Raw genomic sequence first — 17,325 nt, 5'->3', positions numbered from 1 at the left:
CCATCCAACGTCCAGGTCGTGATCTCGTTCCACGCCGCTGCTCAATTTTGTTGTGCTCTGCTTGATACGCCTGGCGTTGCGCGGGGCAACGCCTCGCTCACGCTCAGGAACCTCCGTTCCCCGCGGACGTTGGCCGTCCATGACCGACCCTGAGTTACGCGCACAGTCCTTCGACATTGCCTGGAAATATCTCGACCGATCCGGCCTGCTCACAGGCGAGCACGAGGACTCCGCTCGCTTCATCCTGAACAGGATCGATCGGTTGATGCTGCGAGGAGAGCGCCGCAGGCTGTTGTTGTCGAACGCTGCGATCGACGCGTACCTGCTGCGGCCGACGCTCGTGCCCATGGCTACGTGATCGATGGCTACGTGATCGATCCGACGAAACGCGATGTTAAGAAAAGCTCAGCGCCGATTGTGCGATTACGATTCGTGCTTTTGGAACGAAGCGGAGTCGGATCGTGAACAAACAAAAAGCCCCCGAAGGGGCTCAATGTTCAGGCGGCTTCCGTCTTCGGCACGGCGTCGGCATTCATTGAGAGCTTGACGACATCGCCTTCGACGGCACCCACATATTTCGTGTCGATGTAGTGATGATGGTCCTTGTGACCTTCCGGGCTGTCCTTCCGCGTCAGCTTGATGCGGTTGCCCTCGACGCGGTCGACCGTGCCGACATGTACGCCGTCCTTGCCGATGATCTTCATGTGCTCTCTGATCTCAGACATGTTGTCCTCCTTGCACCGTCTCAACGGCCAGGATGGACGTTCGTTGCAGCGGGCGCGCGTTGGACCCAAGGCGATTTCCGCACGTTGTCATCCGATCGGATCTGCCCAAGACGCGCATGGAGACCATTCAGGCCTATCTCGAACGGAAGCACTGGGAACTCGGGCTGTTGAATGACTGCCTGAGGCATCGGCTCGATTTGACGCGTCCGCGATCGGTCGACGAGGTCGTCAGGTCCAAATTCCAGATCACTGCGGCGCTCAGGGCAGAGCACGAGCTGCACGAGTGGAAGGCAACGGAAACAGCCTGGTCGCACACCGCCGATCCCGTCAGCGGGCCCTTCAAGTTCAGTTACGATTACCAGCGTGCCGATCTTACGGTGCGCGGTCCTTCCTTCTATGAGGTCGACGGCGGCTGCATGAGCGCGGCGATCTATACTGCCTCAGGCATGGCTGCGATCTCCGCCGTGCTGCTCGCCTCCGCGCAAATCGTCGAGAAGGCTGATTTGCTGGTGCTTCCCGGCTCCTATGGCGAGACACTGGAGCTGATCCGGGGTCTTGTTCCTCATCTGCGGCTCGTAGCTTTGAGTCCGCCGCTGAGCGATGCGTTTGCTTCGGCGAATTCCCCGAAAATTCTTCTGTTGGATTCCTGCTCCCGCGCCGGCGCTTTTGAGGCGGCGATCCGAAGCGACGGCTCGGGCCTCGATCTCGTGATTTTCGATACGACATGCTTCGCGGGCAGCTCGGGCCGGATCCGGCGCGTCCTGAGCTGGGCCCGGCGATACGGAATTCCACTGGTGCTGGTGCGAAGCCACAACAAGCTCGATTCGCTCGGGGCGGAATATGGCCGCCTCGGCTCGGCGGTTTTCGTGCAGGGGAATGAGGACCGGCAGCGGGCAGGGCGGCCTGATTGGACACATCTCGCAGCCGAAACCCGCAACGCGGTGCGGCTTCTCGGCGGCGCGGCGTTGCCGGCGCACTTCCCGCCCTTTGTCGGCAGCGCGGCCTACTGGGCCCTCACGAAGCGGCGTGTTGCGGCGATCCTGCGCAACGGCCGAAGCATGGGCCGCCATTTTGCTGCAAAGCTCCCGGCGCTCTCGGCCGAGCTCCATTTCGCCCACGGTCTCTATGTGACCTTGCGGGGCGCGCGCCCTCTCGACGAGGCGAGCGCGCGGCAGGCCGCCGAGGACATGAGCAACGAACTGCGCGCCGAGGGCCTCCCGATTCGCCATGCCGGCAGCTTCGGTTTCGACTTTGCCGCGACCGAGTGGTTTCACGACGCGACCACGGACCAATATAGTGTGCGGGTGGCGGTCTCGGATTTGCCGACGGAGGTCTGGGGCGATCTCACCTCAGTGATTGCGCGCTGGTGGCAGATTCGTCAGTCGACTGGTGGCGGAGGATGAATCTCGTCGCTTGCGCGGACGAGGGCGTCTCGATCAGTCGATCGCCAGGCAATGCTCCAGGGCCGGCTTTTCGTTGTTGTCGCGGCTGGGACGCGCCCACTCCTGAACGGCGAAGGCAAGGTGATGCTGGCCCATTCCAGCGCCAATGATCGATGCCTGAGCTACCTTGATGGGCCTTGTGACCACACTGGTGTTCACCACGCCTGCGTCGATTGCCAGATACGACATCGCGACGATCGCCACCGCAGATGCGATAGCCATTCTCGTCCATTCGGTAGGAAGCATCGGAGTCCTTAACGCGGGCGCAATTCGCCCAGCGCATACATAGGGCTGATCTGCGCCGTTCAAAGGCCGGCGTATGGTTACCCACGCGTTCGTGAAGGGCGGTGGATCCAAATGAGACTGGCGATCCCAGCAGGACTCGAACCTGCAACCCGCGGAGTAGAAATCCGCTACTCTATCCAGTTGAGCTATGGGACCGTCGCTACGCCAGCCTCCGTTGGGAGGCCGGCTGGTTCATCTACCATGCCAAATATGAAAAATATCGTCTTTCGCCAAGTCTGAACCGAACCCTTTTCCTCAGAGCCGCGACAAAGCGAGACGGTGGCATGTCAGGGTGCCGGGTTGAGCGGCCGCGGACTGGACGATGGATCACATCGCCGGGAACGCTGGCCAGCTTCCGGGATGTGGCCGCCGGTCGACGGGTCGGGTATCGCTGCGCCATCAGGACGGCGTGAGCGGCGGTATCTTGATCGGTCTCCTCTGGGCTTGCCTTTCCATGGCGAATGCGACGATTTGCACCTTTGGTTCCATCGCCTTGAGTCCGTCACCTTTCCGCGCATTTCATGCTGCCAGCGGGCGGCTGTCCGCGATTTCCGGGAGTCCACCATGATCGGTCTTGTTCGCGCCGTCACAATCTGCGCCACGCTGGCGCTCGGCCTTAGCGCAACACACGCTGCCGACAAGGCGTTCAAGCGCGACGACCTCGCCGATTCCGCGATCAAGCTGGAGGCCCAGATCAAGAGCGAGGCGGGGCCCGTCGCCAAGTCCAACGCGACGCTGAAGACGGACGCCGATGCCGCCTTCCGGCGCAATGATTACCGCACCGGCCTGTCGGTGCTCGGCCAGATCGCGGCGACCACGCCGGAAGACACTGGCAACTGGCTGCGGCTTGCCAAAGCCATCTTCCAGATATCGCCGAAGGGCTCGAGCGAGCAGACCTTCCTGCTGGAACGCGCCTCGACCGCGGCCTACATCGCCTACCTGCGCGCCGGCAATCCGGGCGAGGAGGCCGACGCGCTTGCGGTGCTCGGCAAGTCGCTGTCGGAGCGCAAGCTGTGGCGGCCGGCGCTGGATTCGCTGCGGCTGTCGCTCGACCTGCGCGAAGTCGCCGACGTCCGCGGCCAATATGAGAAGATGCGGGACGAGCATGGCTTCCGGCTGCTCGACTACACCGTGGACTCGGATTCGGCGAGCCCGCGGGCCTGCTTCCAGTTCTCCGAGGAATTGGCAAAACGCACCGACTTCGCGCCGTACCTCGCGCTGGCGGGGCAGGACAAGCCGGCGCTGTCGGCCGAAGGCAAGCAGCTCTGCGTCGACGGGCTGAAGCACGGCGAGCGCTACAACATCAATCTGCGCGCCGGCCTGCCGTCCACCGTGAAGGAGGGGCTGCCGAAATCGGCCGAGTTCAACGTCTATGTGCGCGACCGCAAGCCGTTCGTGCGCTTCACCAGCCGGGCTTATGTGCTGCCCCGAACCGGCCAGCGCGGCATTCCCGTGGTCAGCGTCAACACGCCCGCTGTCAATATCAACGTGTTCCGGATCGGCGACCGCAATCTGATCAACACGGTGGTCGACAGCGATTTCCAGAAGACGCTGTCGAAATACCAGCTCTCCGATCTCGGCGATGAGCGCGGCGTAAAAGTCTGGACCGGCGAGCTCGCGACCGCGATGACGCTGAACCAAGACGTCACCACGGCATTCCCGGTCGACCAGGCACTCGGCGAGCTTCAGCCGGGCGTCTACGTGATGACGGCCGCCGCCAAGGGCCCGGGCTCGGACGACGATTACCAGCTCGCCACGCAATGGTTCATCGTCTCCGATCTCGGGGTGTCCGCCTATTCCGGCAATGACGGTATCCATGTCTTCGTCAACTCGCTGGCCTCGACTGATCCGGTCGGCAAGGCCGAGGTCCGGCTGGTTGCCCGCAACAACGAGATCCTGGCGACCCGCAAGACCGACGACAGTGGCCACGTGCTGTTCGAGGCGGGGCTTGCGCGCGGCGAGGGCGGCCTGTCGCCGGCGATGCTGACGGTCACGGGCGAGAAGGCCGATTATGCCTTCCTAAGCCTGAAGTCCTCCGCCTTCGATCTGTCCGATCGCGGCGTCTCCGGCCGCGTGGTGCCCGCAGGCGCCGATGCCTTCGTCTATGCCGAGCGTGGCGTCTACCGCTCCAGCGAGACCGTCTATCTCACCGCGCTGTTGCGCGACGGGCAGGGCAATGCCGTCAGCGGCGGACCGCTGACGCTGGTGATCGAACGTCCTGACGGCGTCGAATACCGACGTGCCGCGCTCGCCGACCAGGGCGCCGGCGGCCGTACGCTGTCCGTGCCGCTCAACTCGGCCGTTCCGACCGGGACGTGGCGGGTGCGCGCCTTCACCGACCCGAAGGGCTCCTCGGTTGGCGAGACCACCTTCATGGTCGAGGACTATGTTCCCGATCGGATCGAATTCGACTTGTCCGCCAAGGACAAGCTGATCAAAGCTAACGCTCCAGTGGAGCTTAAGGCGGACGGCCATTTCCTCTATGGCGCGCCCGCGTCCGGCCTGCAGCTTGAAGGCGACGTGCTGGTCGCGCCGGCAAGCGAACGTCCGGGCTTTGCCGGCTACCAGTTCGGCGTCGCCGACGAGGAGACCACCTCCAACGAGCGCACGCCGCTTGAGAACCTGCCCGAGGCCGACGCCAACGGCGTTGCGACATTCCCGGTGACGCTGGACAAACAGCCGGCCTCGACCCGTCCGCAGGAGGCACAGATCTTCGTCCGCATGGTGGAGACCGGCGGCCGCGCCGTCGAGCGCAAGATCGTGCTGCCGGTTGCGCCCGCGACCGCCCTGATCGGCGTCAAGCCGCTGTTCGGTGACAAGAACGTCGCCGAGGGCGACAAGGCCGAGTTCGATGTCGTGTTCGTCTCGCCCGAGGGCGAGAAGCTGCGTCGCGACGGCCTGCGCTACGAGCTCCTGAAGATGGAGTCGCGCTACCAATGGTACCGCCAGAACAATTACTGGGAGTACGAGCCGGTCAAGTCGACCTCGCGCGTCGCCGACGGTGATGTGACGGTTGCCGCCGACAAGCCGGCGCGGATTTCGCTCAACCCCCAGCCTGGGCGCTACCGGCTCGATGTGAAGTCGAACGATGCCGATGGCCCGGTGACCTCGGTGCAGTTCGACGTCGGCTGGTATTCCGACGGCAGCGCCGACACGCCGGACCTCCTGGAGACCTCGATCGACAAGCCGCAATATTCCTCCGGCGATACCATGACGGTGTCGGTCAATGTCCGCAGTGCCGGCAAGCTCACCATCAACGTGCTCGGCGACCGCCTGCTGACGACGCAGACGATCGACGTCAAGGAAGGCACTGCCCAGGTGAAGCTCCCGGTCGGCAAGGACTGGGGCACCGGCGCTTACGTGGTGGCGACGCTGCGCCGGCCGCTCGATGCCGCGGCCCAGCGCATGCCGGGCCGGGCGATCGGCCTGAAATGGTTCGGCATCGACAAGCAGGCCCGCACCTTGCAGGTCAAGCTGTCGCCGCCGGCGCTGATCCGGCCGAACGCAGCGTTGACAATCCCGGTCAAGCTCGACGGGCTCAATCCGGGCGAGGACGCCAAGATCGTCATCGCCGCGGTCGATGTCGGCATCCTCAACCTCACCAATTACAAGCCGCCGGCGCCGGACGATTACTATCTCGGCCAGCGCCGCCTGAGCGCCGAAATCCGCGATCTCTACGGGCAGCTGATCGATGGCATGTCCGGTACGCGCGGCCAGATCAAGTCCGGCGGTGACGCCGGCGCTGGTGAGCTGCAGGGTTCGCCGCCCGCGCAAAAGCCGCTGGCGCTCTATTCCGGCATCGTCACGGTTGGCGCCGATGGCAGTGCGGAAGTCAGCTTCGACATTCCGGAGTTCGCCGGCACCGCACGCGTGATGGCGGTGGCGTGGACCGCGACCAAGCTGGGCCGCGCCAACACCGACGTCGTGATCCGCGACCCCGTCGTGCTGACCACGACGCTGCCGCGCTTCCTGCTCAACGGCGACCACGGCACGGTCAACCTCGAGATCGACAATGTCGAGGGCCAGGCCGGCGACTACGCCATCAACGTGAAAACGGGTGGTCCGGTGAAGATGACGGGCAATCCCGCCACCACGGTCAAGCTCGCCGCCAAGCAGCGCAACTCGTTCACGCTCGCGATCGACGCGACCGCGGCCGGGCAGGCGACGCTCGACGTCGACATCAAGGGACCGAACGGGCTGACGCTGGCGCGCCACTACGCGTTTGACGTCAAGGCGGCGACGCAGGTGCTGGCACGGCGGTCGATCCGGACCCTGGCGAAAGGCGAGAGCCTGACGCTGACTTCGGACATGTTCTCCGACCTGGTGCCGGGCACCGGCAGCGTCTCGGTCTCGGCGAGCCTGTCGACCGCGCTCGATGCGGCGACGATCCTGAAGGCGCTCGATCGTTATCCCTATGGCTGCTCGGAACAGATCACGAGCCGCGCGATGCCGCTGCTCTATGTCAACGACCTCGCGGCCGGTGCGCATCTGGCAATGGACACCGAGGTCGACCAGCGCATCCGCGATGCCATTGAGCGGCTATTGGCCCGTCAGGGTTCAAACGGCTCGTTCGGCCTGTGGTCGGCCGGCGGCGACGACGCCTGGCTCGACGCCTACGTGACGGACTTCCTGACCCGCGCCCGCGAAAAGGGTTTTGCGGTGCCGGACGTGCTGTTCAAGAACGCGCTCGACCGCATCCGCAATTCCGTCGTCAACGGCAACGAGCCGGAGAAGGACGGCGGGCGCGATCTCGCTTACGGCCTCTATGTGCTCGCACGCAACGGCGCAGCGCCGATCGGCGATCTCCGCTATCTCGCCGACACCAAGCTGAACAACCTCGCAACGCCGATCGCGAAGTCGCAGCTTGCGGCGGCTCTCGCTCTCGTCGGCGACCGCAATCGCGCCGAACGCGTGTACGGCGCCGCGCTCGACTCGCTTGCGCCCAAGCCGGTGCTCGAGTTCGGCCGCACCGACTACGGCTCGCAGCTTCGCGATGCCGCAGCTTTGGTGTCGCTTGCCAGCGAAGGCAATGCGCCGAAGGCGACGCTGACGCAGGCGGTGTCGCGGGTCGAGACCGCGCGCGGGCTGACGCCCTACACCTCCACGCAGGAGAATGCGTGGCTGGTGCTGGCGGCGCGAGCGCTGGCCAAGGAGAACCTGTCCATGGAAGTGGATGGCCAGCCGGTCAAGACCGCGCTCTATCGCAGCTACAAGGCGGACACGTTGAGCGGCAAGCCGCTGAAGATCACCAACACCGGCGATGCGCCGGTGCAGGCGGTGGTCTCGGTGTCGGGCTCGCCGATGACGCCGGAGCCGGCCGCGTCCAACGGCTTCAAGATCGAGCGCAATTACTTCACGCTCGACGGCAAGCCGGCCGACATCAGCAAGGTCAAGCAGAACCAGCGCTTTGCCGTGGTGCTGAAGATCACCGAGGCCAAGCCCGAGTACGGCCACATCATGGTGTCCGACTATCTGCCGGCGGGCCTGGAGATCGACAATCCGAAGCTGGTCTCATCGGGCGACAGCGGCACGCTGGACTGGATCGAGGACGGCGAGGAGCCTGAGGATACCGAGTTCCGCGACGATCGCTTCACGGCGGCGGTCGATCGCGCCTCGGATTCGAAGTCGGTCTTCACCGTCGCCTATATCGTGCGCGTGGTCTCGCCCGGCAAATACGTGCTGCCGCAAGCCTATGTCGAGGACATGTACAACCCCTCGCGCTACGGCCGGACGGGCACGGGCACCGTCGAGGTGCGGACGGCGAAGTGAGTGCTGATTGAATGAGCGCAGCGGAGCCACATACTCAGTCGTCATGCCCGGGCAGAAGCGCGGAGCGCGTCTTCGCGCAAATGTCCCGGGCATCCACGAACTGTGGCGCAGCGGGCAAGAACGTGGATGGCCTGGACAAGCCCGGCCATGACGCAGCAAGGGGCCGCGGCCTTCGTATCCTCTCCGCCCTCGCACTCTCTTTCATCCTCGCCATCACCGGCTTCGTCGGCTGGGTCTACTCGCTCGGACCTCTCCCGCTCGACGAAGCCCGGCACATCTCCACCACCATCGTCGACCGCAACGGCAAGCTGCTGCGCGCCTACGCCATGGCCGACGGCCGCTGGCGGTTGCCGGTCGATGCCAAATCCAGCGTCGACCCGACCTATCTCAAGCTGCTGTTCGCCTATGAGGACCAGCGCTTCTATGCCCACAACGGGCTCGACCCGCTCGCACTCGGTCGCGCCGCGTTGCAGATTGCGACGCGCGGCCACATCGTCTCTGGCGGCTCGACCATCAGCATGCAGCTGGCGCGGCTGATGGAGCCGCGGCGGCAGCGCTCGCTCTACGCCAAGCTGCGGCAGATGGTGCGCGCGATCGAGATCGAGCGCAGCATGAGCAAGGAGCAGATCCTCGACCTCTATCTCGCGCTGGCGCCTTATGGCGGCAATCTCGAGGGCATCCGCGCCGCTTCGATTGGCTATCTCGGCAAGGAGCCGAAGCGGTTGTCGCTGGCTGAAGCCGCGCTGCTGGTCGCGCTGCCGCAGTCGCCGGAGACGCGCCGCCTCGACCGCCATCCCGAGGCCGCGCGCAAGGCGCGTGACCGCGTGCTCGACCGTATGGTCGAGGAGCATGTGGTCAGCGCCGACGACGCAAGGCAGGCCAAGGCCGTGCCCGTGCCAAAGCTGCGCCGGCCGATGCCGATCCTGGCGCCGCATGCGTCCGATACCGCGCTGTCGACGGTCAAGGATAAGCCGGTCATCAAGCTGACGCTCGACGCGAACCTGCAGAAGGTGCTGGAGCCGCTGGCGCGCGACCGCGCCATTGCGCTCGGGCCGAACATATCGGTCGGCATCATCGTGGTCGACAATGAGAGCGGCGACGTGCTCGCGCGCGTCGGCTCGGCGGATTATTTCGACGAGAGCCGGGCAGGGCAGGTCGACATGACCCGTGCGATCCGCTCGCCGGGCTCGACGCTGAAACCCTTCATCTACGGGCTCGCCTTCGAGGACGGCTTCGTCCACCCGGAGAGCCTGATCGACGACCGGCCGGTCCGCTTCGGCTCCTACGCGCCTGAGAATTTCGACATGACCTTCCAGGGCACAGTGCCGGTGAGGAGGGCGCTGCAACTCTCGCTGAACGTGCCGGCGATCGTGCTGCTCGATCGCGTCGGATCGAGCCGGCTGGCGTCGCGACTGCGGCAGGCCGGCGGCAACCTGGTCCTGCCCAAGGACGAAGCGCCGGGGCTTGCCATGGGTCTGGGCGGCGTCGGCGTGACGCTGCAGGATCTCGCCCAGCTCTATACGGGCTTTGCCCGCCTCGGCACCACCAAGCCGCTGCGCGAGGTGATCGCTGACAAGGACGACCGCGAGCCGCTCCGGCTGCTGGATCAGGTCGCGGCCTGGCAGGTCGGCAACGTGTTGCTGGGAACGCCGCCGCCGGAGAACGCCGCCCACAACCGCATCGCCTTCAAGACCGGCACCTCCTACGGCTATCGAGACGCCTGGTCGGTCGGGTTCGACGGCCGGATGACCATCGGGGTCTGGGTCGGCCGGCCCGACGGTGCGCCGGTTCCCGGCCTGATCGGGCGCGTCGCCGCCGCACCGATCCTGTTCGATGCCTTCGCCCGCAGCGGCAAGACGCTGACCGCATTGCCGAAGCCGCCAAAGGGAACCCTGGTTGCCAGCAACGCCAAGCTGCCGTTGCCGCTTAAGCGGTTCCGTCCGTTGGGGGAACTGGTGCGGACCGGCCGTGAGCAGCCGCTGCATATCCAGTTTCCGCTGAACGGCTCGCGGATCGACGTCGATCGCTCCGGGGGGCAGGAGAGCGCCGCGATGCCGGTCAAGGTCGCGGGCGGCGTGCTTCCCATGACCGTCATGGTTAACGGTACGGCGCTCGGCGAGATCGACGGCCGCCGCCAGCGCCTGATCGATCCGCCCGGTCCGGGCTTTGCGCGGCTCACCGTGATCGACGCCACGGGCGCCGCGGACACAGTCGTCATTCGAATTCAATGACCCTGCCTTAAGCGGTTGTGGCGATGGCGGTTTCAGCGTAAGCGGAACCAATGGCCGAGACCTACCCAACTCCCCGTTTTGGAGCGCCCCGCGAGCCAAAATCGCCTGCAAATCCGGGCAGCGGGCTCGTGCGCATGCTCGATGTCGCCACGGCCAGCCATGCCCGCGCCGTTGCCTTCCTGCTCGTGTGCGCGCTGCTGTTGTTCCTGCCGGGCTTCTTCACGATCCCGCCGATCGATCGCGACGAGGCGCGGTTCGCCCAGGCCACCAAGCAGATGGTCGAGAGCGGCGACTATGTCGATATCCGCTTTCAGGAGGACGTCCGCTACAAGAAGCCGGTCGGCATCTATTGGTTGCAATCGGCCACGGTCGAAGCCGCCTCGATGCTCAAGCTGCCGAAGGCCGAATTGCGGATCTGGGTCTACCGCCTGCCGTCCCTGTTCGGGGCGATCGGCGCCGTGCTCATGACCTATTGGGCCGCGCTCGGGTTCGTCACGCGGCGTGCCGCGGTGCTGGCGGCGCTGATGATGTGCGCTTCGGTGCTGCTCGGCGTCGAGGCGCGGCTCGCCAAGACCGACGCGATGCTGCTGTTCTGCGTGACCGCCGCGATGGGTGCGATGGCGCGAGCCTATCTGTCCTGGCAGCGCGCCGAGGACGAGACGCATCCGCCGTGGAGCTGGCCCGCGATCTTCTGGACCGCGCTTGCGGTCGGCATCCTGATCAAGGGCCCACTGATCCTGATGTTCGCAGGGCTGACCATCGTCGCGCTCGCGATCCAGGACCGCGATGCCTCCTGGCTGTGGAAGCTGCGCCCGGTCTGGGGCCTGATGTGGATGCTGGTGCTGGTGCTGCCCTGGTTCGTCGCGATCTTCTGGCGCGCGGGCGATGCCTTCTTTGCCGATTCCGTCGGCGGCGACATGCTGAGCAAGATCGGCGCCCAGGAATCCCATGGTGCGCCGCCTGGACTTTACCTGGCGCTGTTCTGGATCACGTTCTGGCCGGGCGCACCGCTCGCGGCGATGGCGGCACCCGCGGTGTGGCGGGCGCGGCGTGAGCCCGGCGCGCAGTTTCTGCTGGCCTGGCTGATCCCGTCCTGGATCGTGTTCGAGGCGGTGCTGACCAAGCTGCCGCATTACGTGTTGCCGCTGTACCCGGCGATCGCCATCCTCACCGCCGGTGCGGTGGAGCGGCGCGTGCTGTCGCGCTCCTGGCTGATGCGCGGTTCGGCCTGGTGGTTCGCGATCCCCGCGGCCACCTCGATCATCGCGGTGGTCGGCGCCGTGATGCTGACGCGGCAGCCCGCTTTTGTGGCTTGGCCGTTTATCGCGGCATCGCTGATTTTCGGCCTGTTCGCCTGGTGGCTCTACGACAACAACCGCGCCGAGCGCTCGCTGCTCAACGCGCTGGTTGCGGCCTTGATGCTGGCGGTGGTGGTGTATGGCATCGTGCTGCCGTCGCTGACGCCGCTGTTTCCGAGCATCGAGATCGCGCGCGCCTTGCGTAACGTCACCTGCGTCGGGCCGAAGGCGGCGGCTGCCGGCTATCACGAGCCGAGCCTCGTCTTCCTGACGGGCACCCAGACCCTGCTCACGGACGGGTCGGGCGCGGCCGACTTCCTGAGGCAGGGCAGCTGCCGCTTTGCGCTGATCGAGCAGCGTTCGGAGCGGAGCTTCGTGCAGCGCGCCGAGGCGATCGGGCTGCGCTACAAGGTTGGCACCCGCATCGACGGCTACAATTTCTCGCAAGGGCGCGCGATCTCGATCTCGATCTTCCGCTCGGAAGGCACCGAATAGGATGCCTGTTACGACCAGCCCCGCGCCCCGTCCGGGCTATCCCGCGCAATTGCTCGCCGTGTCCCGGAGCGCGCTGGCGCAGCTCGTCCGCACGCCCTCGCATTCGCGCCGCGCAGAGGCCGCGCGAAAGCTGGCGCGGCATTCGCTGTGGCTCAGTGCGACGGGCGCGGCTCTCGTCATCGCGCTGATGCTCGCGTTCGACCAGACCGAGATCCAGCTGATGCCGGCGCGCGGCACGCCAAGCCTGTGGCCGATCCGCATCCTCACCGATTTCGGCAAGGACGAGTACCTGCTCTCGGTGCTCGGGGGCGTGCTGGTGGTGTTGGCGTTCGTTGCGGCGGGGCTTCACGGCACAAGCCGCGCGCTGCTCCTCGGTCTCGGCACACGGCTGCAGTTTGTGTTTCTGTCGATTGCCGTGTCGGCATTCGTTGCCGAGGTCCTGAAATATGTCATCGGCCGCGGACGTCCGTTTGTCGGCGGCAAGGCCAATCCGTTCAACTTCGTGCCGTTCGAGGGGACGGGGGCCTACGCCAGCCTGCCGTCGGGCCATGCCGTGGCAGCGTTCGCGCTGGCGTTTGCCGTGTCGGCATTGTGGCCGCGCTTGCGCGTGTTCATGTTCACTTACGCAATCGTGATCCTGTTGACGCGGCTGGTGCTGGTCGCCCATCACCCGAGCGACGTCGTGGCCGGCGCCCTGGTCGGTACGGTCGGCGCCATGGCGGTCCGCTATTGGTTCGCGGCCAGGCGGCTGGGTTTTGCCATCCGCGCCGATGGCACCATTGTGCCTCTTCCGGGGGCGGTCTCGGGCCGTCTCAAAAGGGTTGCCCGCGGGGCATCCGCCCCATAAAAGCGGCTGCCTGCCGGGACCGCCGGTTCCCAGGGGTCCCCAGGCCCACTTCCAACCACGAGCCGCCTTTGTCGACGTCCCAGCCCTCGGTTTCCATCGTCGTTCCCGTGCGCAACGAAGCCGACAACATCGCGCCGCTGATCGCGGAGATCGGCGCGGCGCTCGATGGCCGCTGGGACTACGAGATCATTTACGTCAACGACGGCTCGACGGACACGACCGGCGACCGGCTCGCGGCGATGATGAGGCAGCGGAGCAATCTGCGGCAGCTGCGTCATGCCAGATCGGGCGGCCAATCGGCGGCGGTGCGCAGTGGCGTGCGCGCGGCGCGCGGGGCGATCGTGGCGACGCTCGATGGCGACGGCCAGAACAATCCAGCCTTCCTGCCCGACCTGATCGCGGCGGTCGAGAAGGGAGCAGGGCGCGTCGGCCTCGCTGCGGGGCAGCGCGTCGGACGCAAGGATACCGGCTTCAAGAAATTCCAGTCGCGCGTGGCCAACGGCGTCCGCAACTCCATCCTGAAGGACGGCACGCGGGATACCGGCTGCGGGCTCAAGGCATTCCGCCGCGAGGTCTTCCTGATGATGCCCTATTTCGACGGGCTGCATCGCTTCCTGCCGGCGCTGGTCCGCCGCGAAGGCTACGACATCGCCTATGTCGACGTGATCGACCGGCCGCGCCATTCCGGCGTGTCCAACTACGGCTTCTTCGACCGGCTGTGGATCGGCATCATGGATCTCGCCGGCGTATGGTGGCTGATCCGCCGCAAGAAGCCGACACCAGATGTGACTGAGGTGAACGCATGATCATTCAATACGGTCAGGCGCTGAGCAATTATCTCTACGACGTCTTCGTCGCCAAGTTCGATTTCTGGCTGGCATTCGGCCTCGTCGCGCAGTTGTTCTTCACCGCGCGCTTCCTGGTGCAGTGGATCGCGAGCGAGCGCGCCGGCAATAGCGTGGTGCCGATGGCGTTCTGGTTCTGCTCGATGGGCGGCGGACTGATGACGCTGGTCTACGGCGTCGTGAAGCGCGAGCCGGTGATCATCCTCGGACAATCGCTCGCGACCATCATCTATATCCGCAACATCATGCTGATCATCAAGAACCGCGGCCGCGCCTCGAAGACGCTCGATCGCTGAGCCCAGGTTCTAGTGCGGCAAGGCCGAGGCCGCGCCTGAGGTTGGCAGGGCCGCTGTCTCCGCCTCGGTCCTGCGATAATGCACGCCGGCCGCGTCGAGCACGGGATAGGCGACCGAGCAGATATGCGAGTGGATGCGCCTGAGGTCGCGCAGCACGTCGAGATGCAGCGACGTCGTTTCGATGGTTTCGGGGCGGCCCTCGCGCAGGCGGTCGAGATGTCGCTCGACCGCGGCGAGTTCGGTGTTGCGCAGCGCGGTTTTCTCCACCAGCAGCTTGCGCGCCTCGTTGGCATCACCGGACATGAAGACCCCGAAGGCGATCCGCAGCGAGTCCATCGTGCGCTTGTGGAAGGCGGCGAGTTCGTCGGCCCCTTCCGCCGAGAACTGGAAGCGCCGCTTGATCTTCTTGGTGGCGAGCTCGCTCAGGCTCTTGTCGATGATGTCGCCGATATGTTCGAGATTGATGGCGAAGGAGATGATCTCCATCGCACGCCGTCCTTCGCTCTCGTCGAGGCTGCCCCGCATCAGCTTGGTCACGTAGAGCTTGATGGCCTCGTCGAGACCGTCGACGAAATTGTCCATCTTGGAGACCTGGTCGACCAGCGCACGGTCGCCGGTCATCATCGCCGCCATCACCTTCCGCAGCATGACCTCGACGAGATCGCCCATCCGCAAGGTCTCGCGAGCGGCGTCGGCGAGCGCCAGTGACGGCGTCTCCAGCGCCGTCTCGTCAAGATAGCGCGGGCGGGCCGGATCGGCCTCTTGCGCGCGATCGGGCAGGAGGCGTGTCAACAGGCGCGACATGGTGTCGAGCAGGCCGATGAAGAGGACGGCGGTGCCGACATTGAAGGCGATGTGGAAAGCCGCCGTCATCCTGGCGAGTTCGGGCTGCCAGGCGTGCATGTGCTCGGCGATCGCGCCGAGGAAGGGCAGGACGAGGGCAATCCCGATCACGCGGTTGATGAGGTTGCCGACCGGCAGGCGGTAGCTCGCGGGGTCGTCACGCCTGGCGCCCTCGAACACGGGATTGATGGCACTGCCGAGATTGGCCCCGAGCACCAGCGCCAGCGCCGCGTAGGGCGTGATGAACTGCGAATAGGCCAGCGACATGATCAGCAGCACACTGGCGACGCTCGAATGCACGGCCCAGGTGACGAGGGCGGCGATGACGATGCACAATATGGGATCGCCCGTGATGGCCGACATCACGATGCGGACGCCCGGTGCGTTCTCAGCCGGCGCCAGCGTGTCGAGCAGGATGTGCAGCGAGAGCAGCATCAGGCCGAGGCCGATGCAGACGCGGCCGATGTCCTTGATCCGCGATCGCGGGCCGGAGCGGAAGGCGACGAGGCCGAGCACGAACAGGACCGGCGCGACGGCTGCGATGTTGAACGACAGCACCTGCACGATCAGCGTCGTGCCGACATTGGCCCCGAGCATGATGGCGAGCGCCGCGGCGAGGCTGACGAGGCCTTCGGCGGCGAACGAGCTCGTGATCAGGGCGGTCGCGGTGCTGCTCTGGAGCAGCGCGGTGAGGCCGAGGCCGGCGGCGAAAGCGCTGGCGCGGTTGCTCAGCGCCTTGCCGAGCAGGCGCCTGAGGTCGGGACCGAAGGCGCGCAAGATCCCGCTGTGGACCATATGCAGGCCCCACAGCAACAGCGCAACGCCGCCCATCAGATCGAGCAGAACCAACGTTCCCATGCTCCGTGTCCGGATTGGAGTCGATTGGTGAGGCTAGCGCCAAATGCTTGAGGTTCAAACCTTTTGTTGGCGCGTCGGCGTTAACGTTTACGCCAGCTGCACGTTCCCGCGGCGCGTTGAGCGTCCGTCGCGGCGCGTTGAGCGTCCGCCGCGGCGCGCGTTGGCGCGTCCGCAGTCGAGATGCCTTGTGAGCAGGCTCACATTGCCGCTTTGAGGGCAGCGAAGCCGCGGTCGAGATCGGCCTTGAGGTCGTCGACGCTTTCCAGTCCGATATGCAGGCGCAGCGTCGGGCCGCCGGGCGCCCACTTGGTCGCTGTGCGATAGGCATCGCAATCGAAGGGAATCGCAAGGCTCTCGAAGCCGCCCCATGAAAAGCCCATGCCGAACAGCTTGAGCGTGTTCAGCATGGTGTCGACGGCCTTCTGCGGCGCCGGCTTCAGCACGATGCTGAACAGGCCGGACGCGCCGGTGAAGTCGCGCTTCCAGATCGCGTGGCCGGGATCGGTCTCCAAGCCGGGATGCAGCACACGCGCGACCTCGGGCCGGCCCGCGAGCCAGCGCGCCATGTCGAGCCCTGAGCGGTGATGTTGTGCCAGCCGCACCGACAGCGTGCGCAGGCCGCGCAGCGCCAGGAAGACGTCGTCGGGTCCAGCGCAGACGCCGAGCAGGCGGATGCCCTCGGCGACCATCGGCCAGGCCTTGGCATTTGCCGAGATGGTGCCGAACATGATGTCGGAATGGCCGCCGATATATTTGGTTGCGGCCTGCATGCTGATGTCGACGCCCTGTTCGAGCGAGCGGTGATAGAGCGGCGTTGCCCAGGTGTTGTCATCGATGACGAGCGCGCCGCGCCCATGCGCGACCTCGGCGATGGCGCGGATGTCCGGCATCTCGAACGACTGCGAGCCTGGGGCCTCCACCAGCACGGCCCGGGTGTTGGGCTTGAACAGCTTGTCGATGCCGGCGCCGATCATCGGATCGAAATAGCTGGTCTCGACGCCAAAGCGGGTGAGCATGCCGTTGCAGAAATTGCGCGAGGGCCGATAGACGTTGTCGCAGACCAGGAGATGGTCTCCGGCCTTGAGCACCGAGAGCAGGGTGGTCGAGATCGCCGACAGCCCCGACGGCACGATGCCGACGCCGGCGCATTGCGGTCCCTCCAGCGCCATCAGCGTCTCCTGGAACGCCTTGGTGGTGGGGGAACCGTGACGGCCATAGGTGAACTCGCCGCGATGGGCGTGCAGGTCCTCGGCGGTCGGGTAGAGCACGGTCGAGCCGTGAAAGACCGGCGGATTGACGAACCCCTTCTGCGCCTTGGTGTCGCGGCCGGAGGTGACCAGCCGGGTCTCGGCCTGCTGCTCTTGGGGGTGCGAGGAATCCATGCGTCTGCT

12 protein-coding genes and 1 tRNA gene are annotated in these 17,325 nt (G+C 65.9%); 8 read left to right on the top strand and 5 right to left on the bottom strand.

The window, feature by feature from the left end:
- Positions 1 to 139 precede the first annotated feature (139 nt).
- Positions 140 to 358 carry a hypothetical protein gene (locus GGD67_RS00590; protein WP_018323145.1) on the top strand — a complete coding sequence of 73 codons (219 nt, stop codon included), beginning with the start codon at positions 140 to 142 and terminating at the stop codon, positions 356 to 358.
- A 139-nt stretch (positions 359 to 497) separates the two neighbouring features.
- On the opposite strand, the gene GGD67_RS00585 is transcribed toward GGD67_RS00590, so the two are convergent.
- Positions 498 to 725, bottom strand: a complete 228-nt coding sequence (locus GGD67_RS00585) for a DUF2171 domain-containing protein (RefSeq protein ID WP_179730520.1) — start codon at positions 723 to 725, stop codon at positions 498 to 500.
- A 116-nt stretch (positions 726 to 841) separates the two neighbouring features.
- Here GGD67_RS00585 and GGD67_RS00580 point away from each other — a divergent pair, with 116 nt between their 5' ends.
- Positions 842 to 2,128: a hypothetical protein gene (locus GGD67_RS00580; protein WP_179730519.1), complete on the top strand. Its 1,287-nt coding sequence runs from the start codon at positions 842 to 844 to the stop codon at positions 2,126 to 2,128.
- Positions 2,129 to 2,161: 33 nt separating this feature from the next.
- On the opposite strand, the gene GGD67_RS00575 is transcribed toward GGD67_RS00580, so the two are convergent.
- Entirely contained in the window at positions 2,162 to 2,413 is a 252-nt protein-coding gene (locus GGD67_RS00575) for a hypothetical protein (protein WP_092258365.1), read from the bottom strand.
- Between the two features lie 118 nt (positions 2,414 to 2,531).
- Positions 2,532 to 2,608 (bottom strand) — tRNA-Arg (locus tag GGD67_RS00570).
- A gap of 408 nt (positions 2,609 to 3,016) precedes the next feature.
- Between GGD67_RS00570 and GGD67_RS00565 the strand changes: the two genes are divergently transcribed.
- From GGD67_RS00565 to GGD67_RS00540, 6 genes are all read left to right on the top strand, one after another.
- A complete protein-coding gene (locus GGD67_RS00565) occupies positions 3,017 to 8,221 on the top strand; it encodes an alpha-2-macroglobulin (protein ID WP_179730518.1) in 5,205 nt (1,734 codons plus the stop codon).
- A gap of 80 nt (positions 8,222 to 8,301) precedes the next feature.
- Entirely contained in the window at positions 8,302 to 10,452 is a 2,151-nt protein-coding gene (pbpC, locus tag GGD67_RS00560; RefSeq protein ID WP_210286285.1) for a penicillin-binding protein 1C, read from the top strand.
- Positions 10,453 to 10,502: 50 nt separating this feature from the next.
- Entirely contained in the window at positions 10,503 to 12,245 is a 1,743-nt protein-coding gene (locus tag GGD67_RS00555; RefSeq protein ID WP_179730516.1) for a glycosyltransferase family 39 protein, read from the top strand.
- Position 12,246: 1 nt separating this feature from the next.
- Positions 12,247 to 13,092, top strand: a complete 846-nt coding sequence (locus GGD67_RS00550) for a phosphatase PAP2 family protein (protein ID WP_179730515.1) — start codon at positions 12,247 to 12,249, stop codon at positions 13,090 to 13,092.
- 68 nt (positions 13,093 to 13,160) lie between these two features.
- Positions 13,161 to 13,898, top strand: a complete 738-nt coding sequence (locus GGD67_RS00545) for a glycosyltransferase family 2 protein (RefSeq protein WP_179730514.1) — start codon at positions 13,161 to 13,163, stop codon at positions 13,896 to 13,898.
- Complete coding sequence (locus GGD67_RS00540) at positions 13,895 to 14,233, top strand: lipid-A-disaccharide synthase N-terminal domain-containing protein (protein WP_018323154.1); 339 nt, start codon at positions 13,895 to 13,897, stop codon at positions 14,231 to 14,233. Before GGD67_RS00545 ends, GGD67_RS00540 begins: the two co-directional genes overlap by 4 nt.
- A gap of 9 nt (positions 14,234 to 14,242) precedes the next feature.
- On the opposite strand, the gene GGD67_RS00535 is transcribed toward GGD67_RS00540, so the two are convergent.
- Together GGD67_RS00535 and metC are read right to left on the bottom strand one after the other, a co-directional pair.
- On the bottom strand, positions 14,243 to 15,934 hold the full coding sequence (locus GGD67_RS00535; protein WP_179730513.1) for a Na/Pi cotransporter family protein: 1,692 nt from the start codon (positions 15,932 to 15,934) through the stop codon (positions 14,243 to 14,245).
- A gap of 197 nt (positions 15,935 to 16,131) precedes the next feature.
- Positions 16,132 to 17,316, bottom strand: a complete 1,185-nt coding sequence (metC, locus tag GGD67_RS00530) for a cystathionine beta-lyase (protein WP_179730512.1) — start codon at positions 17,314 to 17,316, stop codon at positions 16,132 to 16,134.
- Between the last annotated feature and the right edge of the window lie 9 nt (positions 17,317 to 17,325).

The organism is Bradyrhizobium sp. IAR9, assembly GCF_013408065.1.
Lineage (GTDB): Bacteria > Pseudomonadota > Alphaproteobacteria > Rhizobiales > Xanthobacteraceae > Bradyrhizobium.
This window is presented reverse-complemented; position numbering and strand designations above follow the sequence as displayed.

What these genes read in the sequence shown, in the direction of transcription:
- metC (WP_179730512.1), bottom strand. Translation starts at nt 17,316, where the DNA reads ATGGATTCCTCGCACCCCCAAGAGCAGCAGGCCGAGACCCGGCTGGTC.
- GGD67_RS00590 (WP_018323145.1), top strand. Translation starts at nt 140, where the DNA reads ATGACCGACCCTGAGTTACGCGCACAGTCCTTCGACATTGCCTGGAAA.
- GGD67_RS00565 (WP_179730518.1), top strand. Translation starts at nt 3,017, where the DNA reads ATGATCGGTCTTGTTCGCGCCGTCACAATCTGCGCCACGCTGGCGCTC.
- GGD67_RS00580 (WP_179730519.1), top strand. Translation starts at nt 842, where the DNA reads ATGGAGACCATTCAGGCCTATCTCGAACGGAAGCACTGGGAACTCGGG.
- GGD67_RS00555 (WP_179730516.1), top strand. Translation starts at nt 10,503, where the DNA reads ATGGCCGAGACCTACCCAACTCCCCGTTTTGGAGCGCCCCGCGAGCCA.
- GGD67_RS00550 (WP_179730515.1), top strand. Translation starts at nt 12,247, where the DNA reads ATGCCTGTTACGACCAGCCCCGCGCCCCGTCCGGGCTATCCCGCGCAA.
- GGD67_RS00535 (WP_179730513.1), bottom strand. Translation starts at nt 15,934, where the DNA reads ATGGGAACGTTGGTTCTGCTCGATCTGATGGGCGGCGTTGCGCTGTTG.
- GGD67_RS00585 (WP_179730520.1), bottom strand. Translation starts at nt 725, where the DNA reads ATGTCTGAGATCAGAGAGCACATGAAGATCATCGGCAAGGACGGCGTA.
- GGD67_RS00575 (WP_092258365.1), bottom strand. Translation starts at nt 2,413, where the DNA reads ATGCTTCCTACCGAATGGACGAGAATGGCTATCGCATCTGCGGTGGCG.
- pbpC (WP_210286285.1), top strand. Translation starts at nt 8,302, where the DNA reads ATGTCCCGGGCATCCACGAACTGTGGCGCAGCGGGCAAGAACGTGGAT.
- GGD67_RS00540 (WP_018323154.1), top strand. Translation starts at nt 13,895, where the DNA reads ATGATCATTCAATACGGTCAGGCGCTGAGCAATTATCTCTACGACGTC.